The sequence below is a fragment of the Pseudomonas sp. COW5 genome (assembly GCF_026240005.1).
Classification (GTDB): domain Bacteria; phylum Pseudomonadota; class Gammaproteobacteria; order Pseudomonadales; family Pseudomonadaceae; genus Aquipseudomonas; species Aquipseudomonas kribbensis.
Genome location: NZ_JAPHVP010000001.1, coordinates 3,776,153 through 3,800,761, shown reverse-complemented (window position 1 = coordinate 3,800,761; position 24,609 = coordinate 3,776,153). Strand labels below are relative to the sequence as shown.

20 protein-coding genes are annotated in these 24,609 nt (G+C 61.6%); 12 read left to right on the top strand and 8 right to left on the bottom strand.

Annotated elements, in window-relative coordinates; all coding sequences use genetic code 11:
* Positions 1–16 precede the first annotated feature (16 nt).
* Together OQ248_RS17285 and OQ248_RS17280 are read left to right on the top strand one after the other, a co-directional pair.
* Positions 17–2,053, top strand: a complete 2,037-nt coding sequence (locus tag OQ248_RS17285; protein ID WP_265813426.1) for an ATP-binding protein — start codon at positions 17–19, stop codon at positions 2,051–2,053.
* A 3-nt stretch (positions 2,054–2,056) separates the two neighbouring features.
* Positions 2,057–2,641: a cob(I)yrinic acid a,c-diamide adenosyltransferase gene (locus OQ248_RS17280; protein ID WP_265813425.1), complete on the top strand. Its 585-nt coding sequence runs from the start codon at positions 2,057–2,059 to the stop codon at positions 2,639–2,641.
* A 137-nt stretch (positions 2,642–2,778) separates the two neighbouring features.
* On the opposite strand, the gene OQ248_RS17275 is transcribed toward OQ248_RS17280, so the two are convergent.
* The 4 genes from OQ248_RS17275 to secA all read right to left on the bottom strand — a co-directional run bounded on the left by OQ248_RS17275 (position 2,779) and on the right by secA (position 8,493).
* Complete coding sequence (locus OQ248_RS17275) at positions 2,779–3,723, bottom strand: Nudix family hydrolase (protein WP_265813424.1); 945 nt, start codon at positions 3,721–3,723, stop codon at positions 2,779–2,781.
* The gene (locus OQ248_RS17270) at positions 3,720–4,352 is read right to left on the bottom strand and encodes a glutathione S-transferase family protein (RefSeq protein WP_265813423.1); all 633 of its coding nucleotides are present in this window, start codon (positions 4,350–4,352) and stop codon (positions 3,720–3,722) included. Before OQ248_RS17270 ends, OQ248_RS17275 begins: the two co-directional genes overlap by 4 nt.
* Before the next feature lie 62 nt (positions 4,353–4,414).
* On the bottom strand, positions 4,415–5,632 hold the full coding sequence (gene argJ, locus OQ248_RS17265) for a bifunctional glutamate N-acetyltransferase/amino-acid acetyltransferase ArgJ (RefSeq protein WP_265813422.1): 1,218 nt from the start codon (positions 5,630–5,632) through the stop codon (positions 4,415–4,417).
* Positions 5,633–5,754: 122 nt separating this feature from the next.
* Positions 5,755–8,493 (bottom strand): preprotein translocase subunit SecA, encoded by a 2,739-nt coding sequence (gene secA, locus OQ248_RS17260; RefSeq protein WP_085709609.1) that lies wholly within the window; start codon positions 8,491–8,493, stop codon positions 5,755–5,757.
* Between the two features lie 307 nt (positions 8,494–8,800).
* Between secA and OQ248_RS17255 the strand changes: the two genes are divergently transcribed.
* Positions 8,801–9,256 carry a DciA family protein gene (locus OQ248_RS17255; protein ID WP_085709608.1) on the top strand — a complete coding sequence of 152 codons (456 nt, stop codon included), beginning with the start codon at positions 8,801–8,803 and terminating at the stop codon, positions 9,254–9,256.
* Positions 9,257–9,398: 142 nt separating this feature from the next.
* Here OQ248_RS17255 and OQ248_RS17250 read toward each other — a convergent pair whose 3' ends face one another.
* Positions 9,399–10,886 carry a helicase HerA-like domain-containing protein gene (locus tag OQ248_RS17250; RefSeq protein WP_265813421.1) on the bottom strand — a complete coding sequence of 496 codons (1,488 nt, stop codon included), beginning with the start codon at positions 10,884–10,886 and terminating at the stop codon, positions 9,399–9,401.
* Positions 10,887–11,074: 188 nt separating this feature from the next.
* Between OQ248_RS17250 and OQ248_RS17245 the strand changes: the two genes are divergently transcribed.
* Positions 11,075–12,964, top strand: a complete 1,890-nt coding sequence (locus OQ248_RS17245; protein ID WP_265813420.1) for a methyl-accepting chemotaxis protein — start codon at positions 11,075–11,077, stop codon at positions 12,962–12,964.
* A 347-nt stretch (positions 12,965–13,311) separates the two neighbouring features.
* The gene (locus tag OQ248_RS17240; RefSeq protein ID WP_265813419.1) at positions 13,312–14,307 is read left to right on the top strand and encodes a lysylphosphatidylglycerol synthase transmembrane domain-containing protein; all 996 of its coding nucleotides are present in this window, start codon (positions 13,312–13,314) and stop codon (positions 14,305–14,307) included.
* On the opposite strand, the gene OQ248_RS17235 is transcribed toward OQ248_RS17240, so the two are convergent.
* Both OQ248_RS17235 and purU read right to left on the bottom strand, forming a co-directional pair.
* A complete protein-coding gene (locus OQ248_RS17235) occupies positions 14,276–14,470 on the bottom strand; it encodes a hypothetical protein (protein WP_265813418.1) in 195 nt (64 codons plus the stop codon). The genes OQ248_RS17240 and OQ248_RS17235 overlap by 32 nt on opposite strands.
* 140 nt (positions 14,471–14,610) lie before the next feature.
* Positions 14,611–15,459, bottom strand: a complete 849-nt coding sequence (gene purU / locus OQ248_RS17230) for a formyltetrahydrofolate deformylase (protein ID WP_007912774.1) — start codon at positions 15,457–15,459, stop codon at positions 14,611–14,613.
* Between the two features lie 337 nt (positions 15,460–15,796).
* On the opposite strand from purU, the gene mvaT reads away from it, so the two are divergent.
* A complete protein-coding gene (gene mvaT / locus OQ248_RS17225; protein ID WP_046054737.1) occupies positions 15,797–16,174 on the top strand; it encodes a histone-like nucleoid-structuring protein MvaT in 378 nt (125 codons plus the stop codon).
* A gap of 100 nt (positions 16,175–16,274) precedes the next feature.
* On the opposite strand, the gene sbcB is transcribed toward mvaT, so the two are convergent.
* Positions 16,275–17,705 (bottom strand): exodeoxyribonuclease I, encoded by a 1,431-nt coding sequence (gene sbcB / locus OQ248_RS17220; RefSeq protein ID WP_265813417.1) that lies wholly within the window; start codon positions 17,703–17,705, stop codon positions 16,275–16,277.
* 180 nt (positions 17,706–17,885) lie between these two features.
* Between sbcB and OQ248_RS17215 the strand changes: the two genes are divergently transcribed.
* Genes OQ248_RS17215 through OQ248_RS17190 form a run of 6 tightly spaced genes read left to right on the top strand, consistent with a single transcriptional unit; the run spans position 17,886 to position 24,599 of the window.
* Complete coding sequence (locus tag OQ248_RS17215; RefSeq protein WP_265813416.1) at positions 17,886–18,611, top strand: RDD family protein; 726 nt, start codon at positions 17,886–17,888, stop codon at positions 18,609–18,611.
* Positions 18,608–19,585: a stage II sporulation protein M gene (locus OQ248_RS17210; protein WP_265813415.1), complete on the top strand. Its 978-nt coding sequence runs from the start codon at positions 18,608–18,610 to the stop codon at positions 19,583–19,585. Before OQ248_RS17215 ends, OQ248_RS17210 begins: the two co-directional genes overlap by 4 nt.
* Positions 19,572–21,116 carry a DUF4129 domain-containing protein gene (locus tag OQ248_RS17205; protein WP_265813414.1) on the top strand — a complete coding sequence of 515 codons (1,545 nt, stop codon included), beginning with the start codon at positions 19,572–19,574 and terminating at the stop codon, positions 21,114–21,116. Before OQ248_RS17210 ends, OQ248_RS17205 begins: the two co-directional genes overlap by 14 nt.
* Positions 21,113–22,276 carry a DUF4350 domain-containing protein gene (locus OQ248_RS17200; protein ID WP_265813413.1) on the top strand — a complete coding sequence of 388 codons (1,164 nt, stop codon included), beginning with the start codon at positions 21,113–21,115 and terminating at the stop codon, positions 22,274–22,276. The genes OQ248_RS17205 and OQ248_RS17200 overlap by 4 nt, the downstream gene beginning before the upstream one ends.
* Complete coding sequence (locus tag OQ248_RS17195; RefSeq protein WP_265813412.1) at positions 22,273–23,274, top strand: MoxR family ATPase; 1,002 nt, start codon at positions 22,273–22,275, stop codon at positions 23,272–23,274. Before OQ248_RS17200 ends, OQ248_RS17195 begins: the two co-directional genes overlap by 4 nt.
* Positions 23,271–24,599, top strand: coding sequence for a DUF58 domain-containing protein (locus OQ248_RS17190; protein WP_265813411.1), 1,329 nt, complete (start codon positions 23,271–23,273; stop codon positions 24,597–24,599). The genes OQ248_RS17195 and OQ248_RS17190 overlap by 4 nt, the downstream gene beginning before the upstream one ends.
* Positions 24,600–24,609 lie beyond the last annotated feature (10 nt).

The window sequence follows — 24,609 nt, the reverse complement described above, 5'->3', positions numbered from 1 at the left end:
TGTTGCGATAAGCCCGATGCCATTGCGCCAGCGCCTCGAAAACCTGCCGGTCGGCCAGAAACTGCTGGCCGCCCTGCTGGTGCTGTTGACCACCGTGTTACTGGTCGCCAACCTGACCTTCATCAGCGCGGCCTATTACATTTCCCAGGAAAGCATGGCGCCCCAGGCGCTGCAGACCATTGGCCGACTGGTCGCAAACCCGAGCCTGATCGCCGAAGCGCTGCAATCACCGCAGAGTGCCGAACGCCTGCTCAAGGAGCTCGACAGCTACTCGCCGCTGCGGGCCGCCGCCCTGTATGACGGCAAGGGCGACCGCATCGCTCAGGTGCAACGCGGCGACAAGCTCAACCTGCCGGAGCGCTACCGGTACATCGAAGCCTGGCAACTCACCGAGTTTCGCAGCAATCAATTGATCACCCTGCCCCGCCCCGGCACAGCGCCGGGTCATCTGTTGCTGGTGGCCAGCAGTGAATTGCCGATGGCGTTCTACACCGGCACCCTGACGGCGAGTCTGGGAATCCTGATTTTCAGCGTGCTGTTGTGGCTGGTGATCGCCCGGCAGATCAAGCGCCTGATCACCCGGCCGATCCACGAACTCGAAGAACTGTCCCGTCAGGTCACCCGCGAGGAGAACTACGCCCTGCGCGCCTCGCGCGGCAACCACGACGAAATCGGCAGCCTCGCCGAGGCCTTCAACACCATGCTTTCACGCATCGAGGCCCGGGAGCAGCAGCTCAAGCGCGCCCGCGATGACTCGCAAGCCGCCTACGATCAGGCTCAGGGGCTGGCCGAAGAAACCCGCCATACCAACCGCAAGCTGGAGCTGGAAGTCCAGGTGCGCAGCAAGATCGAGAAGAAGCTCACGGGTTTCCAGAACTACCTCAACAGCATCATCGACTCCATGCCCTCGGCGCTGATCGCCCTCGACGAGCAGCTCTACGTCACGCAGTGGAACCAGGAAGCCAGTGCCCTCTCCGGCACCCGGCTGGACGAAGCACTGAATCAGCCGATCTTCCTCGCGTTCGAACCGCTCAAGCCGTTCCTGCCGCAGCTCAAGCAGACCGTCGAACAACACACCGTGGCGAAAATCGAGCGGGTGACCTGGTTCAAGGACGACGAGCCCAAGCATTACGCCCTGACCTTCTACCCGCTGATGGGCGGTGCCGGGCGTGGCGTAGTGATCCGGATCGACGACATCACCCAGCGCCTGTCGCTGGAGGACATGATGGTGCAGTCGGAAAAAATGCTCTCGGTCGGCGGCCTCGCGGCCGGCATGGCTCACGAGATCAACAACCCGCTGGGCGCGATCTTGCATAACGTGCAGAACATTCGCCGGCGCCTGTCACCCGACCTGCCGAAAAACCTTGAACAGGCCGAGCAACTGGGCATCGAACTGGAAACCGTGAACCGTTACCTGCAAGGCCGGGAAGTTCCGCAACTGCTCGACGGCATCCAGCAGGCCGGAGCCCGGGCGGCAAAAATCGTCACCCACATGCTCAGTTTCAGCCGCCGCAGCACCCGCCAGATGGCGCCGTGCGACCTGCCGGCGCTGATCGATCAAGCCGTGGAAATCGCCGGCAACGACTTCGACCTGGCCATCGGCTTCGACTTCAAGGGCCAGGCGATCATCCGTCAGTTTGACCCGGCGCTGGGACCGGTTCCGGGCACCGCCAACGAGCTGGAACAAGTGCTGCTCAACCTGCTGAAAAACGCTGCACAGGCGATCCACCTGCGCGAAGACGACAGCGAGCCGGGGCGAATCATCCTGCGCACGAAGCTCAATCCGCCGTGGGCCGAGATTCAGGTTGAAGACAACGGCATCGGCATGAGCGAGAACGTGCGCAAACGCACCTTCGAGCCGTTCTTCACCACCAAGGAAATCGGCCAGGGCACGGGGCTCGGGCTCTCGGTGTCGTACTTCATCATCACCAACAATCACAAAGGGCAGATGGAAGTGCAGTCGGCACCGGGCCAAGGCACCTGCTTCACCCTGCGCCTGCCGCTCGCGCAACCTGCACCCATTGCCGCCGAAACCAATCAACTACCGAGGTAAACCATGGGCTTTCGCTTGTCGAAGATCTACACCCGCACCGGCGACAAAGGCGAAACCGGCCTCGGCGATGGTCGCCGCGTTCCGAAGGATCATCCGCGCATCGAGGCCATTGGCGAGGTCGACACCCTGAACAGCCAGGTCGGCGTGCTGCTGGCCGGGTTGATCGCCGAACGCGAAAACTGCCCCGAACTCAATGAATTGATCGACGTGTTGGCGCCCTGCCAACATCGACTGTTCGACCTGGGTGGCGAACTGGCGATGCCGGAATATCAGGCGCTGAACGAAGCAGAAATCGAACGGCTGGAAGCCGCCATCGATGTGTGGAACGAGGAATTGGGGCCGCTGGAGAACTTCATTCTGCCCGGTGGTTCGATGCTGATTGCCCAGGCCCATGTGTGCCGCAGCCTGGCGCGCAGTGCCGAGCGGCGTTGTCAGCATTTGAATGCGATCGAACCGTTGGCCGGGGTTGGCCTGGCTTACATCAATCGCTTGTCGGATTTGTTGTTTGTGGTGGCGAGGCTGATTGCGCGGCGCCAGGGCATTGCAGAAATCCTGTGGCAACCGGCGGCGAAACCCACAGAGGTGTAGCGCCGGTCAGGACGCCTTCGTCGGAACGCCGCCCGGAGCAGGCCCGCTCCCACAGGGAAATGTATTCCTACAGTTGGAATGCAATCAAATGTGGGAGCGAGCCTGCTCGCGAAGGGGCCAAATGCATCAATGCCAAATCAAGCCTCAGGCCAGAACGCCCGAATCCCCGCCACACCTTGAGCCCCGGCATTCCACGCTTTCTCGCGCTCAGCCGGGCCGACTCCACCCAACAGAAACACCGGCTTGCTGAAGCCTTCGATCAGTGTCGAAGCCTGCTCCCAGCCCAACGGCTGCGCATCCGGATGAGTCAGGGTCGGCTGCACCGGCGACAGGGTGACGAAATCCACGCCCATCTGCTCGGCCAGCGCCAGTTCTTCAGCATTGTGGCAGGACGCCGCCAGCCAGCGCTCCGCCGGTAGCGGACGCCCGGCTGCCGCGTACTTGCGCAACTGAGCCGAAGTGATGTGCCAACCGGCGGACGGGAAATCCCCCAGCCACTCGAACGGGCCCTTGATCATCAACTGCGCCTTGCCGGCACACAGGCCGACCGCGTCCACCGCGAGGTCGCGGTATTTCGGGTCATAGCCATTGGGCGCACGCAGCTGGATCAGCTTGATGCCACCGGCAATTGCCTTCTGGATGCCGCGCAACAAGGCCGGGGCTTCCAGGTCTTCCGGGGTGATGAGGTATTCAGCGGGCAAACGCGCCGCCGCGACGATCGGCTGGTTGGCCGCCGGGAACTCGTAGCTCGTCAGTTCCTTCGCCGACACCCAGGCCAACGGCTGGCCTTCGGCGCCGTGAGGTTCGCCGGTAAAGCTCGAGACTTCCCAGACATCCAGCAACACCTGCTTGTCCGGGTAATCGTGGCGCACCTTGATCAGCGGTCGGGCGGCGCCGACGACAATGCCCAGTTCTTCGTGCAGCTCACGGGCCAGCGCGGTCTGCACCGACTCGTCGGCTTCGACCTTGCCACCGGGAAATTCCCAAAGACCGCCCTGATGCTTAGTGTCAGCCCGGCGGGCGATCAGGATTTTGCCGCTGTCGTCACGAATGACGGCAGCAGCGACGTGTACACGTTTCACGACTGCAACTCCTCCAGTCCGGCCTTTTGCCAGGCCTTGAAGGCCGGCCATCGGTAGACGGTTTCAACATAGGCTTCATCTTCGGTCGGCAGCTGCACCTGATAGGTACGCAGGCGTACGGCAATCGGTGCGAAGAAGGCATCCGCCAACGACACGCGACCAAACAGGAACGGCCCGGCTTCGGTCGCCGCGGCGCGGCATTCGGCCCACAGCGCCAGCATGCGCTCGACATCGACCTTCACTTCCGGCGGCACCGGGTTGAGCGGTGCATCGTGGCTCAGGTTGAACGGCATGTGATTGCGCATCGCAAAAAAGCCACTGTGCATCTGCGCGCAGGCAGAGCGCGCCTGAGCGCGAGCCGCTATATCGGTCGGCCAGAGCTGTTCGGATGGAAACTGTTCGGCCAGGTATTCGGCAATCGCCAGGGAATCGGCGATGGTGCCCCGTGCGGTGGTCAGCAACGGCACCTTGCCGGTGGGCGAATGCTTGAGCAGGCGCTCGCGGGTGTCGGGCTTGCCGAGCTTGATCAGTTCTTCGGTGTAAGGTGCGCCGGTCAGCTCAAGCGCCAGTGCCGCGCGCAGGGACCATGAGGAAAGCAATTTGTCGCCGATGATCAGGTGAAGGCTCATGTTCGGGTCCTTTCATGGGACAGAAGAAAAGGAGGTCCGCAGACCTCCCTCTTCGGCAGGGATCAGGTGCGGTATTCGGCGTTGATCTTCACGTACTCGTGGGACAGGTCGGTGGTCCAGATGGTTTCGCTGCAATCGCCGCGACCCAGCTCGATACGGATGGTGATCTCCTCCTGCTGCATCACTGCCGAGCCCTGGGCTTCGGTGTAGGTCGCGGCGCGGGCGCCACGGCTGGCGATGCACACTTCGCCGAGGAACACGTCGATCTTGCTTACGTCCAGATCCGGCACGCCGGCACGGCCGACAGCGGCGAGGATGCGGCCCCAGTTCGGGTCGGAGGCGAACAGTGCCGTCTTGATCAGCGGCGAGTGAGCCACGGTGTAGCCGACGTCCAGGCATTCCTGGTGATTGCCGCCGCCGTTGACTTCAACGGTCACGAACTTGGTCGCGCCTTCGCCGTCACGCACGATGGCCTGGGCCACGTCCATGCACACCTCGAACACGGCCTGCTTCAACTTGGCGAACAGCTCGCCTTCGGCGCGGGTGATTTCCGGCAGCGCAGCCTTGCCGGTGGCGATCAGCATGCAGCAGTCGTTGGTCGAGGTGTCGCCGTCGATGGTGATGCGGTTGAACGACTTGTTGGCGCCGTCCAGCATCAGGTTATGCAACACCTCGCGGGAGACTTTGGCGTCGGTGGCGATGTAGCCGAGCATGGTCGCCATGTTCGGACGGATCATGCCCGCGCCCTTGCTGATGCCGGTGACGGTGATGGTCACGTCGTCATGCTGGAACTGGCGGCTGGCGCCCTTGGGCAAGGTGTCGGTGGTCATGATGCCGGTGGCGGCGACTTCCCAGTTGTTTTCCGACAGATCGTCCAGCGCGGCCTGCAAGGCGCCTTCGATCTTCTCGACCGGCAGCGGCTCGCCGATCACGCCGGTGGAGTACGGCAGGATCTGGCTGGCATCCACGCCGGTCAGTTCAGCCAGTTTGGCGGTCGTGCGCTCGGCGGCAGCCAGGCCTGGTTCGCCAGTGCCGGCGTTGGCATTGCCGGTGTTGGTCAACAGGTAGCGCACAGCGTTCTGCACGCGCTTCTTGGCCAGGATCACCGGCGCTGCACAGAAAGCGTTCAACGTGAACACGCCCGCCACGGTCGAACCTTCGGCGCAACGCATCACGACGACATCCTTGCGCCCAGGGCGCTTGATGCCGGCCGAAGCGATACCGAGTTCAAAACCGGCAACCGGGTGCAACGTTGGCAAAGGACCAAGACCAACAGCCATGAATGCGCTCCTTACTCAATGATGTCAGCACCGCCAAGCGTAGTGGCGGTGGTGTAAATGGCAAAACGCCGCGACGGCTGGTGCCGGTCGCGGCGCGGGTATTTCAGCGATTGAAACGGGTTTTACTGGATCTGCCCGTGGCAATGCTTGAATTTCTTGCCCGAACCGCAGTAGCACAGTTCGTTGCGGCCCAGCTTCTGCTCGTTGCGAACCGGTGCGGTGGCCAGGGCCACATCGACCTCTTCACCGACCAGTGCTTCCGGCTGCTCCAGACCCGGGGCTTCGGCGTGTTCGAACTGCATGCGAGCGGCCAGTGCCTCGGCTTCCTGACGCAGACGCGCCTCTTCCTCAGCCGGATCTTCGCGGCGCACCTGAACGTGCGACAGCACACGAATCGAGTCGCGCTTGATCGAATCCAGCAGCTCGGAGAACAGCGTGAAGGACTCGCGCTTGTATTCCTGCTTCGGGTTCTTCTGCGCATAACCACGCAAGTGGATGCCGTGACGCAGGTGATCCATGGTCGACAGGTGGTCTTTCCACAGGTCGTCCAGCACGCGCAGCACGATTTGCTTCTCGAAGGAGCGCAGTGCGTCGGCACCGGCCTGGTCTTCTTTCTCGTTGTACGCGGCGATCAGCTCGTTCATCAGCTTCTCGCGCAGGGTTTCTTCGTACAGGTGATCGTCTTCGTCGAGCCATTGCTGGATCGGCAGCTTCACGCCGAAGTCGCTGGCAATCGCAGCTTCCAGACCTGCCACGTCCCACTGCTCAGGCAGCGATTGCGGAGGAATGTGCGCGCTGACGGTGGCGTTCAGGACGTCCTGACGGAAATCAGCGATGGTTTCGCCGATGTTGTCGGCGGCCAGCAACGTGTTGCGCATGTGATAGATCACTTTACGCTGCTCGTTGTTGACGTCGTCGAACTCCAGCAGTTGTTTACGGATGTCGAAGTTGCGACCTTCAACCTTGCGCTGGGCCTTCTCGATGGCGTTGGTCACCATGCGGTGCTCGATCGCTTCGCCAGGCTGCATGCCCAGGGCCTTCATAAAGTTCTTCACCCGGTCGGAGGCGAAGATGCGCATCAGGCTGTCTTCCAGCGACAGGTAGAAGCGGCTGGAACCGGCGTCGCCCTGACGGCCGGCACGGCCACGCAGCTGGTTGTCGATACGACGGGATTCATGACGCTCGGACGCGATCACCTGCAGACCGCCGGACTCCAGCACTTGCTGGTGACGCTTCTGCCAGTCGGCCTTGATCTGGGCGATCTGCTCAGGGGTCGGGTTTTCCAGCGACGCCACTTCCACTTCCCAGTTACCGCCCAACAGGATGTCGGTACCACGACCGGCCATGTTGGTGGCAATGGTCAGGGCGCCCGGACGACCGGCCTGCGCGATGATCTCGGCTTCTTTTTCGTGGAACTTGGCGTTCAGAACCTTGTGTTCGATGCCTTCCTTCACGAGCAATGCGGACATGTGCTCGGAAGTTTCGATGGTCGCAGTACCCACCAGCACCGGACGGCCGGCAGCCATGCTTTCCTTGATGTCGTTGACGATCGCCGCGTATTTCTCTTCGGCGGTCAGGAACACCAGGTCGTTGTAGTCCTTACGGGCCAACGGCTTGTTGGTCGGGATCACGATGACCGGCAGGTTATAGATCTGGTGGAATTCGAACGCTTCGGTGTCCGCAGTACCGGTCATGCCGGACAGTTTTTCGTACAGACGGAAGTAGTTCTGGAACGTGGTCGAGGCCAGGGTCTGGCTTTCGGCCTGGATGTTCAGGTTTTCCTTGGCCTCGATGGCCTGGTGCAAGCCTTCGGACAGACGACGGCCCGGCATGGTACGACCGGTGTGTTCGTCGACCAGTACGACCTGACCGTCCTGCACGATGTATTCGACGTTGCGGTTGAACAGTTTGTGCGCACGCAGGCCGGCGTAGACGTGAGTCAGCAGGCTCAGGTTGTGCGCCGAGTACAGGCTCTCGCCCTCGGCCAGCAGACCGATGCTGGTCAGCTGGTCTTCGATGAACTGGTGACCGGCTTCGTTGAGTTCGACCTGACGGGTCTTCTCGTCGACGGTGAAGTGACCTTCCTGGGTGACTTCGCCTTCGACTTCTTCAACGTGCAGCTTGAGTTTCGGGATCAGCTTGTTGATCTCGATGTACAGCTTGGAGCTGTCCTCGGCCTGACCGGAAATGATCAGCGGAGTACGTGCTTCGTCGATGAGGATGGAGTCGACTTCGTCGATCACGGCAAAGTTGAGTTCGCGCTGGAATTTCTCTTCCATGCTGAACGCCATGTTGTCGCGCAGGTAGTCGAAACCGAATTCGTTGTTGGTGCCGTAGGTGATGTCGGCGGCGTAGGCGGCGCGCTTCTCTTCCGGCGGCTGGAACGGCGTCACGATGCCGACGGTCAGGCCGAGGAATTCATACAGCGGACGCATCCAGTTGGCGTCACGGCGGGCCAGGTAGTCGTTCACGGTCACAACGTGCACGCCCTTGCCGGACAGTGCGTTGAGGTAAACGCCCAGGGTACCCACCAGGGTCTTGCCTTCACCGGTACGCATTTCGGCGATCCGGCCTTCATGCAGCGTCATGCCGCCGATCAGCTGGACGTCGAAGTGGCGCATGCCCATGACGCGCTTGCCGGCTTCGCGGGCGACCGCAAAGGCTTCCGGCAACAGCTTGTCGAGGGTCTCCCCCTTGGCAATGCGGTCCTTGAACTCTGCGGTCTTGGCGCGCAGTTGATCGTCCGAGAGGGCGACCATCTTCTCTTCGAAGGCATTGACGAGCTGCACCGTCTTGAGCATGCGTTTGACTTCACGCTCGTTCTTGCTTCCAAAAAGTTTCTTTAACAAAGGCGCAAACATATCGGCAGGATCTTCCACACTAAAGGGATGGAGGGCGGCCCCGTGAGTCGCCCGTGCAGCCCTCATGGCCGCATGCGAACGAGCATTCTACCCGGAAACGGTGGTGAGGAAAGTGGGGATATTCCACGATGCTGGCACTGCGCTTTGACGGGGCTCACTTAAAATAGGGGCGTTTTGCTCAACTTCAAGCCGTTGGCGGCAGAAGTTAATCGTTGATTTAATGGGCAAAGCAGGGACAAAAGCAATGGGCGAGTGAAATGGGGCCCATCTGCTACCATGGCGCCTTTGCAACTTCAGGTGTTGGATCATGGCATTTCGCCCTCTTACAGCCAGAGCGCCCGCCGTTCTGCTACGCGAAGCCAGGCCGTTGAAAGCCATCCTCGGCCATGCTCAACGCCTGGCCCATCTGCAGCGTCTGCTCGACAGCCAGCTGCAACCCGCCGCCCGCGAGCACTGCCATGTGGCCAAGTGGCGCGAGGGCGAACTGTCGCTGGTGGTCACCGACGGTCATTGGGCCACTCGCCTGCGCTATCAACAAAAACGCCTGCTGCGGCAATTGCAGATGTTCGACGAGTTCGCCGGTCTGACGCGGATCAAGTTTTCGGTGCGACCACCCGTCATCCAGCCAAGAGCAGCCGGACACACGATGGATCTGTCGACGGATGCCGCAGCGACCATCCAATCCACCGCCGACGGGATCAGCGATCCGAGCCTGCGGGCGGCGCTGGAGCGTCTCGCAGCGCACGCCAAGGCCAAATCCTGAGATCAACCCAATCAATGTGGGAGCGGGCTTGCTCCGGGCGGCGATCCGACGAAAGCGGTCTGTCAGTTAACCGCGATGCGGACTGAACGGACGCCTTCGCGAGCAAGCCCGCTCCCACATTCAGATCTCCATACCACCCGATTTAGCGGCGCTTGCTGCCACCGAGCAACGATCCCATCAATCCACGCACCAACTGCCGGCCCAACTGGTTCGCCGCCTGACGCATCGCCGACTTCAACGCCTGCCCCGCCGCTGTCCCGAGGAACTCCCCGGCCTTGTCTGCCAGGCTCGGCTCTTCAGGCGCCGGTTGGCCAGGTAACGCCTCGGCCTCAGGCCCCAGGTTCTTGCGCCCGGTGAGGATTTCATAAGCCGACTCGCGGTCGATCGGCTTGTCATAACGCCCCTTGAATGGCGACCCGGCAATCAGCACCGTGCGTTCAGTCTCGGTCAACGGCCCGATCCGCGACTGCGGCGGCGCCACCAGCACGCGCTGGACCATTTCCGGCGTGCCCTTTTCCTGCAAGGTGCCGACCAGCGCCTCGCCAATCCCGAGTTCGGTCAACACCGACAACGTATCGAACGCCGGATTCGGCCGGAAACCGTCTGCCACCGCCCGCAGGGATTTCTGCTCCTTGGCGGTGAACGCCCGCAAACCGTGCTGCACGCGCAACCCGAGTTGCGCCAGCACGTTGTCCGGCAGATCGCCCGGTGACTGGGTGACGAAATACACCCCGACGCCCTTGGAACGGATCAGGCGCACCACTTGTTCCAGACGTTCCTGCAAGGCCTTGGGCGTATCACCGAACAACAAGTGCGCTTCGTCGAAGAACAGCGCCAGCAACGGTTTGTCGGCGTCGCCCCGCTCCGGCAGTTGCTCGAACAGCTCGGCGAGCAACCAGAGCAGGAATGTCGCATAGACCTTCGGCGCTTCATGCACCAAACGACTGGCATCCAGCAAATGAATGCGCCCGCGACCGTCGGCGGCCGGTTGCAGGATGTCTTCCAGTTGCAGCGCCGGTTCGCCGAACAAAGCTTCGGCGCCCTGCTGTTCGAGGATGGCCAGACGCCGCAACAGCGCCTGGCTGGAGCCAGTGGTGAACAGCGCCGCGTCGTCGCCGAGCAGTTGCGGGTTGTCCTTGAGGTGATTGAGCAATGCTTTCAGGTCTTTCAGATCCAGCAGCAACAGCCCTTCACGGTCGGCGACCTTGAACGCTGCGTACAGCGCCGACTGCTGGCTGTCGGTCAGCTCCAGCAACGCACCGATCAATAACGGTCCCATTTCACTCAACGTGGTGCGCAGCGGATGACCGGACTCCCCGTGAATGTCCCACAAGGTCACGGGATAAGCCTGAGGCTTGTAGTTGAGCCATGGCATGCCGGCGATGCGCTCGGCGACCTTGCCCTGAGGGTTGCCGGCAGCGCCGAGGCCGCACAGGTCACCCTTGATGTCGGCGGCGAACACCGCGACCCCGGCGTCACTGAAGGCTTCGGCCAGACGCTGCAAAGTAACGGTCTTGCCGGTACCGGTCGCACCGGCCACCAGTCCGTGACGGTTGGCCAGGCGCATCGCCTGGGCGATCGGTTGCCCGGCGAGATCGGCGCCGATAACGAGTTGCGAGGAGTCAGGCATTTGGTCACCCAATAGTTAATCTTTGTCGAGCATGGCCGATAGAGAGGAGTGAGAGACCCGATCAAAAGTCCGGTCTGAGATTTCCCTAAGGAGAGACGGAAATATCAGTGAGCTTTCACCCCTGCCCATATTGCGCGCCTTTATAAAAGCACGCCCTGGACATTAAGACCTTAGCGGAACCCCAAGCCATGAACAAAAATCTACGCTTCAGCCATAAAATCTTGCTTGCCGCCGCCCTTATCGTCATTGCCGCCTTCGCCTCGTTCACGCTGTACAACGACTGGCTGCAGCGCAATGCAATCCGCGACGACCTGAACAACTACCTCAACGAGATGGGCGAGGTCACTGCCGACAACATCCAGACCTGGCTCAGCGGGCGCATCCTGCTGATCGAGAACGCCGCACAGAACATTGCGATCAACCCCGAGCCGTCCGCCGTCGCCAGCCTGCTGGAACAGAAAGCCCTGACATCGACCTTCATGGCGTCCTACCTCGGCGACGCCACCGGGCACTTCACCATCCGTCCGGATGCGAAGATGCCGGACGGTTTCGATCCGCGGGTCCGCCCCTGGTATAAAGGTGCCGAAAGCAGCAGCACCTCGACCCTGACCGAACCGTACATCGACGCGGCCACCGGCCAGACCATCATTTCCATCGCCACCTCCGCGAAAAAGGCCGGTCAGAGCGTCGGCGTGGTGGGCGGCGACCTGAGCCTGCAAACCCTGATCGACACCCTCAGCGCCCGGGACTTCTCCGGCATGGGCTACGCGTTCCTGGTCAGCGCCGACGGCAAGATCCTGGTGCACCCGGACAAGGCCCTGGTAATGAAATCGCTCAAGGAAGCCTATCCGCAGGACACTCCGCGCATCAGCAGCGATTTCAGTGAAATCACTGTCGACGGAAAAACCCGCATCGTCACCTTCGCCCCGATCAAGGGCCTGCCGTCGGTGAACTGGTACATCGGCCTGTCCGTGGACAAGGACAAAGCCTTCTCGATGCTCAGCCAGTTCCGCACCTCGGCGGTGATCGCGACCGTGATTGCCGTGGCGATCATCATCGCCCTGCTCGGCATGCTGATCCGCATCCTGATCCAGCCGCTGCACGTCATGACCCGCGCCATGGAAGACATCGCCGACGGCGAAGGCGACCTGACCAAACGCCTGACCATCCAGAATCAGGACGAATTCGGCGTGCTGGGTACGGCATTCAACCGCTTCGTCGAGCGGATTCACGGTTCGATCCGCGAAGTGTCGTCCGCCACCGGGCAAGTCAACGAAGTCGCCCTGCGCGTGGTCGCGGCCTCGAACTCGTCGATGTACAACTCTGACCAGCAAGCCTCGCGCACCAACAGCGTGGCCGCCGCAATCAACCAGCTCGGCGCTGCCGCTCAGGAAATCGCCCGCAACGCCGCACAGGCCTCGACCCAGGCCAGCGACGCCCGTGGCCTGGCCGAAGACGGCCAGCAAGTGGTGGATCGCAGCATCAAGGCAATGAATCAGTTGTCGAGCATGCTCAGCGCGTCGAGCAACAACATCGAATCGCTGAACAGCAAAACCGTGAACATCGGCCAGATTCTGGAAGTGATCACCAGCATCTCCCAGCAAACCAACCTGCTGGCGCTCAACGCCGCCATCGAAGCTGCGCGGGCCGGTGAAGCCGGTCGCGGTTTTGCGGTGGTGGCGGACGAGGTGCGCAACCTCGCCCACCGCACCCAGGAATCGGCGCAGCAGGTGCAGACCATGATCGAGGAGCTGCAAGTCGGCGCCCGTGAATCGGTCAGCACCATGAGCGACAGCCAGCGCCACAGCCAGGACAGCGTGGAGATCGCCAACCTCGCCGGCGAGCGCCTGAACAGCGTGACCCAGCGCATCGGCGAAATCGACGGCATGAACCAGTCGGTGGCCACCGCGACCGAGGAACAGACCGCCGTGGTCGAATCGATCAACGTCGACATCACCGAGATCAATACGCTGAACCAGGAAGGCGTCGAGAACCTGCAGGCGACCTTGCGTGCCTGCTCGGATCTGGAACAGCAGGCTTCGCGGCTGAAGCAGTTGGTGGGTAGTTTCCGAATCTAAGATCAAGATCAAAAGCCTCCCCCCTCACCCCAGCCCTCTCCCCCAGGGGGGCGAGGGGAAAGGGAGCAGATCTCCACGCTTTTCAAATCCCGAGCTCGACTCCGGACTTTCAGGTCGATGTATCACGACCAAACACCTCGGTCAGTCCCCTCTCCCTCTGGGAGAGGGTTAGGGTGAGGGCTTGAGGCCCTCAACCCCACCACAAATCCCTCTGCTGCCCCCCCGCCGCAAACCCCGACCGAACATCTATTCTTGATAAAGGTCAATCGACGGCAATCAACGAGCGAAGGGGCGTTCACTGTGCAAATCACTGAAATCACGCTAACGCGCCAGCACGGACATCGCGCATGAGTCGCGGCATTCTGTTGCTGATCGGTCTGCTGGCCGCCGTGCTGATCCCTTCGTTATTGGGCGGCGGTGAAACCTGGACGCGGCTGCAAGCCTTTCCTCTGCACTGGCTGTCCATCCTGCTGGCCATGGTTCTGCTGTGCTGGGGCATCAATACCTTGCGCCTGCGCCTGCTGCTCGGCGATCAGCGTGAACGGGTCACGCCGCTGAAGAGCCTTGGCGTGGTCATGGCCGCCGAGTTCGCCTGGTGTGCCACGCCCGGCGGCACTGGCGGGCCGTTGACGATCATGGCGCTGCTGGCCCGCAGCGGGGTGCGCCCGGCCCGGGGCAGCGCAGTGTTTGCAATGGATCAGTTGAGCGACCTGCTGTTCTTTCTGTGTGCGTTGGGCGGGATTCTGATTTATGCCTTGTTCCAGCATCTGAGCGACCGGATGGAATGGCTGCTGATTGTCAGCGCCATTTCGTTGTTCGGCGGGTTGTTCGGTTGTGTGCTGGTGGCGCGTTATCACCGGATGCTGATTCGCTGGAGTGGCCGGTTGCTGGCGCGCATGAACGTGCAAACCGCCACGCGATGGCGCTGGGCGCGCAAGCTGCTGCATTTTCTCGCGGCGTTCACCGATGCTCTGAAACTGCCGCGACAAACGCTGTTCAAGGTGTTTGCCCTGACGTGCGTGCATTGGTCGCTGCGTTACAGCGTGCTGTATCTGGCGCTGCGGGGGCTGGGGGCGGATGTGCAGTGGGCCTGGACGTTTCTGATTCAGATGCTTTCACTGGGGGCGGGACAGTTCAGCCTGCTGCCGGGCGGGGCCGGGGCGGCGGAACTGACGTCGGCGGCGCTGCTGGCACCCATGGTGGGGGCGTCGACCGCTGCGGCGGCGATCCTGATCTGGCGGGCGATGACGTTTTACTTCTACTTGCTGGTCGGCGGGCCGATTTTCCTGCTGATGCTCGGGCGCCCGCTGCTCAGGAAGCTGATGAAGGTGCGCCAGGCTTGACGTCGTCGGGTTTCTCTTCCTTGAGCTGTTCCCACAACGCGGCGGCGTCGGGGAAGTCCGTGCCATCCTCCGGGCTCAGGTCATCCGGGTCATAGCGGCTCAGGCAGCCTTCGCCCAGAGTGGCGGGCGCTTTGGAGGTGGCTTTGTCCAGTGGATCGCTCATATGAATCCCCTCAAAGTCCGTGAATCGTGGATCGTTCCCACGCTCTGCGTGGGAACGCAGCCCGGGACGCTCTGCGTCCCAAGGCAGACGCGGAGCGTCTGAAGAAGCATTCCCACGCAGAGCGTGGGAACGAGCCTGAATCAGAACACCACGGTCTTGTTGCCGTGCACCAGCACGCGGTCTTCCAGGTGATAGCGCAGGCCGCGGGCCAGCACCATCTTCTCGACGTCACGGCCGAAACGCACCATGTCTTCGATGCTGTCGCTGTGGCTGACGCGCACCACGTCCTGCTCAATGATCGGGCCGGCATCCAGCTCTTCGGTCACGTAGTGGCAGGTTGCGCCGATCAGTTTCACGCCGCGCAGCGACGCCTGGTGATACGGCTTGGCGCCGACAAACGACGGCAGGAAACTGTGGTGAATGTTGATGACCTTGTGCGCGTATTCGCGGCACATGTCCGGCGGCAGGATCTGCATGTAGCGCGCCAGCACCACCACTTCGGCGTCGTGCTGCTTGACCAGACGCGACACTTCGTCGAAGGCCGGTTGCTTGTCCTGCGGATTGACCGGAACGTGGTAATAAGGAATGCCGTGCCACTCGACCATGCTGCGCAGGTCGTCGTGGTTGGAAATCACGCAGGAGATCTCGCAATCGAGTTCATCGCTGTGCCAGCGGTGCAGCAGGTCGGCCAGGCAGTGGGACTCACGGCTGGCCATCAGCACCACACGTTTTTTCTGCTCGGTGTCGGTGATGCGCCAGTCCATCGAGAACTCTTCGGCGATCGGTGCAAACTTCTCGCGCAACACCTCGATACCGAAAGGCAGGGAATCGGCACGGATTTCGTGACGCATGAAGAACCAGCCGACCTGATTGTCCGAGTGGTGGCTCGCTTCGGTGATCCAGCCATTGTGGGCCGCCAGAAAGTTACTGACTTTGGCAACGATGCCAACGCGGTCCGGGCAAGAAATCACCAGCCGAAAAGTGCGCATGAGGGGGAAACTCCAGAACTTCGCAAAGGCGGACATTCTAGCGACTACGCCGCAAAACTGCAGTATCGATGAGCCTTGGGCCCCGCCTGGCCTCGCCGCAGCTTTTTTGACGCAGGCAATCGTCAGGATGATGGCGCGCTAATAGCCCTGCACCAACCGGTCTCTGTGAATATCTGTGAAGACTGCATCACATTATTTAACTGAATATTCAATTCAGGGCTTTTCAACGTAACTAATCCAAATAAAAAGCCCGGTTAAATGTTTACTTGATGAAACAGCCTGACTATTATTGCCGCACTGTCCCCTGCCATCGCGCACTCCCAATAAGGTAGTAATCATGTCCTTGATCAACGAATATCGTGCCACCGAAGAAGCCATCAAAGAGCTGCAAGCCCGTTTGAAGAACCTGTCGCAAGACGACAAACTGCAAGCCGAGCTGGAATTCGAAGGCAAACTGCGCACCCTGATGGGCGAATACTCCAAGTCCCTGCGTGACATCATCGCGCTGCTGGATCCAGAGTCCAAAACCAAGGCCCCACGTGGCGGCGCAGTAAAAACTACCGGCACCAAGCGTGCACGCAAAGTTAAACAATACAAAAACCCGCACAACGGCGAAGTCATCGAAACCAAAGGTGGCAACCACAAGACTCTGAAAGAGTGGAAAGCCAAGTGGGGCGGTGACGTGGTTGAAGGCTGGGCTACCCTGCTGGGCTAAGCCGCAACCCTTGTCGCAGACCCGTCCGCGACACAAAGAAACGCCAGCATCCGCTGGCGTTTTTTTATGCCCGCCGTTCAGGCAACGGACATGTTCGATTTCAAAGATTCAAACGTTTGCGCAATGCCTGGACATAACTCTGCCATTCACCCAGCACCTCGCGCTGTAATGGCGAGGCACTAAGCAACCATTGCTCCGCGGCCTCTGTAAAAGATTGCAAGGTATTAGGCGCACCCCATTCAGGCTCGGACAAGCGCTGCCGACAAAAGATTTGCCAGCGTTCTTGCTCTTCGAAATTCAACGTATCCGGAAAGTTACGTGCGCGATATCGAAACAACAATTCAGGCAAACGTTCGTCATCGAACGGCCATTGCTCTCGCGCCAATTGCGCAGGATCCACCGTCCTCACTTGCTCACATAAACGACGATCACGATCGCCGATAAATCCGTCGTACAACTGTTGTTCGGGATCTTCACTCGGGGTGAAATCTTCGCTGGCATAAATCGTCGGGACTTTATCTTTCCAAACTTGTTGTGCGTCACTTAGTCGCAATGCACGGGCCTGATACAGCGCCATGTCCAGACCCAGACGCTGCTGATCTTCAGCCCTCAACACCGACAACGGTGCCACCACCGGGCACTTGTTGATGTGAATGAGCTTGAGCGGCACCGGCAATTCGCCTTCGGCCAGATCTTCACGGCGGGTATACAGGCGCTGGCGCAAGGTCTGCGCATCCAGATCCAGCAGGCCCTGAGGGTCCAGGTGCAGATCACAGACAATCAGCGCGTTCTTGTTGCGCGGATGCCAGGCCAGCGGCAGCACCACACCGACAAAACTGCGCGCCGCCGAGAAGCGTCCGGAAATGTGCACCATCGGCTGCAACAGACGAATCTGGTCCATGACCTTCTGTTTGCTGCGCAGCTGGAACAACCAGTCATACAACTTCGGCTGCTTCTCGCGGATCAATCGGGCCAGAGCGATGGTGGCGCGAACGTCCGACAACGCCTCGTGGGCATTGCCGTGATCGATGCCATTGGCGGCGCTCAGGCGTTCGAGCTTGAGCGTGACCTTGCCTTCGTCATCGGTCGGCCAGACCAGACCATCGGGACGCAATGCGTAAGCGGCGCGCACCACATCGATCAGATCCCAGCGGCTGTTACCGCCCTGCCATTCACGGGCATAAGGATCGAAAAAGTTGCGATACAAGCTGTAACGAGTCATCTCGTCATCGAAGCGCAGGGTGTTGTACCCCGCGCCGCAGGTGCCGGGCGCCGCGAGCTGGGCGTGGACCCGGGTCATGAAATCGGCTTCGCTCAAACCTTGTTCGGCAAGGCGACTCGGGGTGATGCCGGTGATTGCGCACGCCGCCGGGTGCGGCAGGATGTCTTCGCTGGGCTGGCAGTAAAGATTGACCGGTTCGTCGATTTCGTTGAGATCGTGGTCGGTGCGAATCCCGGCCACCTGCAACGGTCGGTCGCATCGCGGATTGATGCCGGTGGTTTCGTAGTCGTACCAGAAGATGGAAGTCACGGGCGGTTCCTGAACTGAAGATCGGCAAAGTCTAGGCGTTCGACCGCCGTCGCGGCCAGCACCGCATCATTCAGTCACCTTTGGTTGAACGATGTGAATGACATAGTTATGTCGTTTTCCCCCGAGAGGCTGCTAGCATCGGATTCACTCGCATCCCGATCCGGCAACATCAGGTAGCCCATGCTCGAGACCACAGCACCGCCAAGGAAAGCAACGCTGGCCCCGCCGCTGGACACACGGCATCAGGTCGAAACGCCGGAAGGCATCGACCTGCCGCTGCGTCCCGCCGGCCTGATGGTGCGTGCCGTGGCCTTCACCATCGATCTGGTTTTGCGCGGGCTGATCCTGGGGCTGCTGTTCATGTTGCTGGCGCTGCTCGGCAAACTCGGCATCGGTCTGGGCTCGCTGCTGTTGTTTGCAGTGAGCTGGTGGTACATGGTGCTGTTCGAAGTGCTGCGTCAGGGTCGTTCGCCGGGCAAGCAATGGATGGGCCTGCGGGTAGTGCACGACGATGGAACCCCGGTGGGCTGGTCGGCCTCCTTGCTGCGCAACCTGCTGCGTTTCGTTGACCTGATGCCGTTCGGCTATTTCCTTGGCGCCATCAGTTGCCTGCAACACCCGACCTTCAAACGCCTCGGCGACATCGCTGCCGGCACGCTGGTGATCTACAGCGAACGCCCGCTCAAGCGCCCGCAATTGCCCGATGCCGCCCCCCGCCGCTCGCCGGTCCCGCTGACCCTGACCGAACAACGGGCCCTGCTCGCTTTCGCCGAGCGTCAGGGTGAACTGTCGACCGCGCGGGTCAACGAACTCGCGGCACTCCTGGCTCAGCCGCTGCACGTCAGCGCGCCGAAAGCCGTCGGTGAACTCAACGGCATCGCCCGTGGCCTGTTGGGGCCGACATGAAGCAAAGCCTTTTCGAAACCCGCCACAAGGCCGAATGGGAGCGCTTTACGCTCGCCCTCGAACGTCTGGAACGAGGCAAGGACACTTCGCAGGTGGCTGAATTTCCCAAGGCCTACCGGCGACTCTGCCAGCATCTGGCGCTGGCGCAGGAACGTGGCTACAGCAGTTTTCTCGTCGATTCGTTGCAGCAGCTCGTGCTGCGCGGTCATCAACAACTTTACCGTCACCGCAGCCAGCTCGGCGCCAACCTGCTGGGCTTCATCCTGGCCGGATTCCCACGGCTGGTACGCGCCGAATGGCGCTTCGTACTGGCCGCCGGGTTGCTGTTTTTTGGCAGCCTGATCGGTTTCGGGTTGCTGGTTTACCTGTTCCCCGAGCTGGTCTACAACCTGATCCCCGCCGATCAGGTGCGCGAGATGCAGAGCATGTACGACCCCGCCGCCGGCCACCTCGGGCGTTCGGCCGAACGCGCCGCCAGCGAAGACTGGGTGATGTTCGGCTACTACATCATGCACAACATCGGCATCGCCTTTCAGACCTTCGCCAGCGGATTGCTGCTGGGGGTGGGCAGCGCGTTTTTCCTGTTTTACAACGGCTTGATCATCGGCACCGTGGCCGGGCACCTCAGTGAAATCGGCTACGGCCAGACCTTCTGGTCGTTCGTGATCGGGCACGGTGCGTTCGAACTCACCGCCATTGCTTTGGCCGGCGCTGCGGGGCTGAAACTGGGCTGGGCGTTGATCGCGCCGGGACGCCTGACACGCGGCGAGGCCTTGAGACATGCCGCGCGCCAGAGCGTGCTGCTGATCTGCGGGGTGATGCTGTTTTTGTTGATCGCCGCGTTTATCGAGGCGTACTGGTCGTCACGCACCGGGGTTACGCCGCAGACCAAATACCTGGTCGGCGCCGGGCTCTGGCTCTGCGTGGCGACGTATCTGCTGTTCGCCGGAAGGACCCGCCATGCGCCTGAGTGACGCGACTGTGGTGATCCGTCCGCGCAATACCTGGGAAGCCATGGACCTGGGCGTGCGTATGAGCCAGCAGCACCGGCGTCTGTTGATGACCAGTTGGGCCATCGTCACCCTGCCGCTGTTCGTGGTGCTCAGTCTGTTGCTCTGGGATTCGCCGTCGCTCGCGGTGTTCATCTTCTGGTGGCTGAAACCGGCGTACGAACGCTTGCCGCTGTACATCCTGTCCAAAGCGCTGTTCGGCGAAACACCCACGCTGAAACAGGCATTACGCCAATGGCCAAAACTGCTCAAACCTCAACTGCTGGCGAGTCTGACCTGGCGACGCCTGAGCTTCAGTCGCAGCTTCCTGATGCCGGTGGTACAGCTTGAAGGCCTGGACGGCCTCGCACGTCAGCAGCGTTTGCGGGTGCTGCTGCAACGCAATGCCGGCGCAGCCCAGTGGCTGACGATCATCGGCGTCCATCTGGAAACGGCACTGTGGATCGGCCTGATGGTGTTGTTTTACCTGCTTCTGCCGCAACAGGTCGAAACCGATTGGGACTGGCAAAGCCTGATCTTCGCCGCCGACCACCAATGGCGCTGGCTCGAGCACCTGACCAATGCCTTCTACGCACTGATACTGGTGATCTGGGAACCGATCTACGTCGCCTGCGGTTTCAGCCTCTACCTGAACCGGCGCACGGTATTGGAAGCGTGGGACATCGAACTGGTGTTCCGCCGTTTGCGCCAACGCCTGAACAGCAGCGCACTCGGTTTGCTGCTGGTGGTCTGTCTGCTGCTGCCCGGATTGCCCTCGGCATGGGCCGCCGACCCTGCCACCGCCCCGGATGCGCCCCGGCTCCTGAATCAGCCACTGACCAGTCAGGCCTCCCGCGACAGCATCAAGGACTTGCTGGAACAACCGCCGTTCAAGAACAAGGAAACCGTCACCCGTTATCGCTTCGGCGAAGATCCTGCCACCGCCGAAAAACCCAAGGACAGCAAAGCCCCACAATGGCTGAAAACCTTGCTGGGCTGGCTCAATGGTCAACACCTCAACGGGCTGGCCAAGGCCATTGAAGTGTTGCTCTGGGCCGTCGTGATCGGGGCGCTCGGCTGGTTGATCTGGCGCTACCGAGAGTTTCTGCAAACATTCGTCAACCGTCGCCCGCGATTGCCCGAGCGGATAAAACGCCCCGTGCCACAGCAAGCCTTCGGCCTCGACCTGAGCCGGGAAACCCTGCCCGACGATATCGCCGCCAGCGCCGAACAGCTCTGGCAGACCCAGCCCCGTGCGGCGCTCGGCCTGTTGTATCGGGCGCTGCTAAGTCATCTGCTGCACGACTTCAACCTGACCCTTAAACCTGCTGACACCGAAAGCGAGGTGCTGGCCCGGATCGAGCATTTGCAGCGTCCGGACTTGCTCGCTTACAGCCGCCATCTCACCGGCCACTGGCAGAACATGGCCTACGGGCACCGCGTTCCGGCGGCGCATCTGCAACAGGAATTGTGCGATGGCTGGCGATCCCTGTTCGGCCATGGAGCTGCCCGTTGAACCGGCGCGCACTCTGGCTGACCGGCGCATTGATTGTTGCCTTGTTGGGTGCGCTGGGCGTTTATCTGTACCTCAAGGCCACGCCTTACCAGGCCGTGGTCGATCACGGCCCTTCCCCCGCCGCGCAAGCCAATCCTTATCTGGCGGCGGAGATGTTTCTACGCAGTCACGGGATAACTGTCGGCCATGCCGAGAGCCTCGCCGTGTTGCCCGAGATTGACCCGCGCCGACACACACTGCTGCTGTTCAACGACCGTTCAAAAATGACGCCGCGCCAGGTCGATCAGGTCTTGAACTGGGCCCGGGCCGGCGGGCGGCTGGTATTCGTCGCCGAGTCGCTGTGGGATGAAAAGACCGGCCAGAGCAACGACCTGCTGCTCGACCGCGTACAGCTGCATCAGTCCCTGAGCAAGGATCTGAAAGATCCGCCGCCGGATGCCGACGACGATCCCTGGCCCAACCTGACCAAGCTCTATCTGGAAGACGAAGACGCCCCCGCCTACGCCGGGTTCGACACCGCGTTCCACCTCGACGACCCGAAAAACCTCGCCCAGGCCTGGGCCAACAGCGCCCGCGCCACGCACATGATGCAACTGCCCTACGGCGTCGGCACGATCACCGTGGTCACCGATGCCGATCTGTGGAAAACCCCGGCCATCGCTCAACACGACAACGCGTGGCTGCTCTGGTACCTGAGCGCCGACACCGCCGTGACCTTGCTGTACAACACCGAACACGACGGTCTGCTGACCTTGCTCTGGCGCTATTTCCCGCAAGCCATCGTCGCCCTGCTCACTTTGATCGGACTGTGGTTGTGGCATGTCGGCGTACGCCAAGGCCCGGTGCAGGCGCCCGCCCCAAGTGGTCGTCGTCAGTTGATGGAACACCTGCGCGCCAGCGCCGATTTCATCCTGCGTCACAACGGTCAACAGACCTTGCTGCAAGCCTTGCAGCAGGACGTCTTGCGCCGCGCCCGTCACCGACATCCCGGTTTCGACCAACTGAACGTCGCCGAACAATGGCTGGCCCTGTCGCGCCTGACCCGCCAGCCGACCCGTGCCATCAGCCAGGCGCTGAGCCCGGCACCGAAGCGGCGCCTGTCCAGCGCCGAATTCTGCCGCCAGGTCGCCCACCTGCAAGCCTTGAGGAACTCGCTATGACCGAACACATCGAACCCGGCTCGCCCAGCCACGCGGCCCAGCAACGCCACCGAGCCAGTCAGTTGGCGCAAGCGGTACGCGGTGAATTGCAAAAGGCGCTGATCGGCCAGAACCCGGTGATCGACGACGTGCTGACCGCGCTGATCGCCGGCGGTCACGTGCTGCTCGAAGGCGTTCCCGGCCTTGGCAAAACCCTGCTGGTACGCGCCCTCGCCAAATGCTTCGGCGGCGAGTTCGCGCGCATCCAGTTCACCCCGGACCTGATGCCCAGCGACGTCACCGGCCACGCGGTCTACGACCTGCAGACCGAGCAATTCAAACTGCGCAAAGGCCCGCTGTTCACCAATCTGCTGCTGGCCGACGAGATCAACCGCGCCCCGGCCAAGACTCAAGCCGCACTGCTCGAAGCAATGCAGGAACGTCAGGTCACCCTCGAAGGCCGCGCCCTGCCGATTGCCCAACCGTTCATGGTGCTCGCCACGCAAAACCCGATCGAACAGGAAGGCACTTACCCCCTGCCGGAAGCCGAGCTCGACCGCTTCATGCTCAAGGTGCGCATGGATTACCCCGACGCCGATCAGGAGCTGGACATGGTGCGCCAGGTCAGCCGCTCGACCCGCGCCGACATGCTCGACGTGCAACCGCTGCGCACCGTGTTGCAAGCCAAGGACGTGCAAGCCCTGCAACGCATCGCCAGTGATTTGCCGCTGGACGATCAAGTGCTCGATTACGCCGTGCGCCTCGCCCGCAGCACCCGCACCTGGCCGGGGCTGAGCCTCGGCGCCGGCCCCCGAGCGTCCATCGCACTGGTCCGTTGCGCCCGCGCCCGGGCCCTGTTGCGCGGCGGCGAGTTCGTGATCCCGGACGACATCAAGGGTTGCGCGCTGGCGGTGCTGCGTCACCGCGTACGCCTTGCGCCGGAGCTGGACATCGAAGGGCTGCAAGTCGATCAAGTGCTTCAGCAACTGCTTGACCAGATCCCGGTGCCGCGCCTGTGAAACCCTCGCGCCTGTTGTTGAACTGGCTGGCGATCCTGCTGGCCATCGGCATAGTGCTGGGCACGTTGCAGGCGCTGGACGTCGAGGTGCCATCGAGCCTGTTGTCGATCAACTGGGGATTGTTGCTGGCTCTGTTGGCGCTGAGCCTGCTGGACGCGCTGCGCCTCAAACGCCTGCCCTCGCCCCGGGTGCAACGACAGATGCCCGGCAGTCTGGCCCTCGGTCGCTGGAGCGAAATCCGGTTGGAAGTCGAACACGATTTCGACCAACCACTGACCATTCAACTCTTCGACCACGTACCCGATGGACTGAGCTTCGAAAACCTGCCGCTCTCCACCGAGCTGCAGCCCGGCCAGCGCAGCCTGATCGGCTATCGCCTGCGCCCGCTCAAACGCGGCCACTTCACCTTCGACACCTGCGAACTCAACCTGCCGAGTCCCTTCGGCCTGTGGTCCGGTAAACGCCTGCTGAACCTCACCGATCACACCCGCGTCTACCCCGACTTCGCCCGCCTCTACGGCGGCCAGTTGCTGGCGGTCGACAACTGGCTCAGCCAGCTCGGCGTACGCCAGCGCCAACGTCGTGGCCAGGGGATGGAATTCCATCAACTGCGGGAGTTTCGCGAAGGCGACAGCCTGCGCCAGATCGACTGGAAAGCCACCGCCCGCCATCGCACACCGATTGCCCGGGAGTACGAAGACGAACGGGATCAGCAGATCATCTTCATGCTCGATTGCGGGCGGAACATGCGCAGTCAGGATGGAGAGCTGTCGCATTTCGATCATGCGTTGAATGCGTGTCTGTTATTGAGTTATGTGGCGTTGCGGCAGGGGGATGCAGTGGGGCTGTCCACCTTTGCCAGTGATCAGCCGCGATTTATTGCACCGGTCAAAGGTGCGGGACAGCTCAAGGTGTTGCTCAATGGTGTTTACGATGTGGATAGCACGCAACGTGCGGCAGATTATTTGGCAGCCGCCACTCAACTGCTGATCAAACAAAAACGTCGGGCACTGGTGGTGCTGGTGACCAATTTACGGGATGACGATGATGAATTGCTCAGCGCCGTCAGACATCTATCTCGGCAGCATCGCGTTCTGATTGCAAGTTTGTGCGAAGTGACATCCGAAACCACTCGCCAAACGTCGGTACAAACGCTGCAAGAAACACTAAGTTACTGCGCGACGGTGGACTATCTGAATACTCGGGCAGAACTCCATGAGCGGTTGAGCACTCATGGAGCGCTGGCGGTGGACGTCGAACCCACAAGGCTGGGCGCGGCATTGGTTACACGGTATATGAGTTGGAAAAGAGTCGGGGAGTTTTAGTCTCCCCTGG

Coding starts and splice junctions, on each gene's coding strand:
- OQ248_RS17285 (WP_265813426.1), top strand. CDS start 17: ATGCCATTGCGCCAGCGCCTCGAAAACCTGCCGGTCGGCCAGAAACTG.
- OQ248_RS17280 (WP_265813425.1), top strand. CDS start 2,057: ATGGGCTTTCGCTTGTCGAAGATCTACACCCGCACCGGCGACAAAGGC.
- OQ248_RS17270 (WP_265813423.1), bottom strand. CDS start 4,352: ATGAGCCTTCACCTGATCATCGGCGACAAATTGCTTTCCTCATGGTCC.
- argJ (WP_265813422.1), bottom strand. CDS start 5,632: ATGGCTGTTGGTCTTGGTCCTTTGCCAACGTTGCACCCGGTTGCCGGT.
- secA (WP_085709609.1), bottom strand. CDS start 8,493: ATGTTTGCGCCTTTGTTAAAGAAACTTTTTGGAAGCAAGAACGAGCGT.
- OQ248_RS17255 (WP_085709608.1), top strand. CDS start 8,801: ATGGCATTTCGCCCTCTTACAGCCAGAGCGCCCGCCGTTCTGCTACGC.
- OQ248_RS17250 (WP_265813421.1), bottom strand. CDS start 10,886: ATGCCTGACTCCTCGCAACTCGTTATCGGCGCCGATCTCGCCGGGCAA.
- OQ248_RS17245 (WP_265813420.1), top strand. CDS start 11,075: ATGAACAAAAATCTACGCTTCAGCCATAAAATCTTGCTTGCCGCCGCC.
- OQ248_RS17240 (WP_265813419.1), top strand. CDS start 13,312: ATGAGTCGCGGCATTCTGTTGCTGATCGGTCTGCTGGCCGCCGTGCTG.
- OQ248_RS17235 (WP_265813418.1), bottom strand. CDS start 14,470: ATGAGCGATCCACTGGACAAAGCCACCTCCAAAGCGCCCGCCACTCTG.
- purU (WP_007912774.1), bottom strand. CDS start 15,459: ATGCGCACTTTTCGGCTGGTGATTTCTTGCCCGGACCGCGTTGGCATC.
- mvaT (WP_046054737.1), top strand. CDS start 15,797: ATGTCCTTGATCAACGAATATCGTGCCACCGAAGAAGCCATCAAAGAG.
- OQ248_RS17215 (WP_265813416.1), top strand. CDS start 17,886: ATGCTCGAGACCACAGCACCGCCAAGGAAAGCAACGCTGGCCCCGCCG.
- OQ248_RS17210 (WP_265813415.1), top strand. CDS start 18,608: ATGAAGCAAAGCCTTTTCGAAACCCGCCACAAGGCCGAATGGGAGCGC.
- OQ248_RS17205 (WP_265813414.1), top strand. CDS start 19,572: ATGCGCCTGAGTGACGCGACTGTGGTGATCCGTCCGCGCAATACCTGG.
- OQ248_RS17195 (WP_265813412.1), top strand. CDS start 22,273: ATGACCGAACACATCGAACCCGGCTCGCCCAGCCACGCGGCCCAGCAA.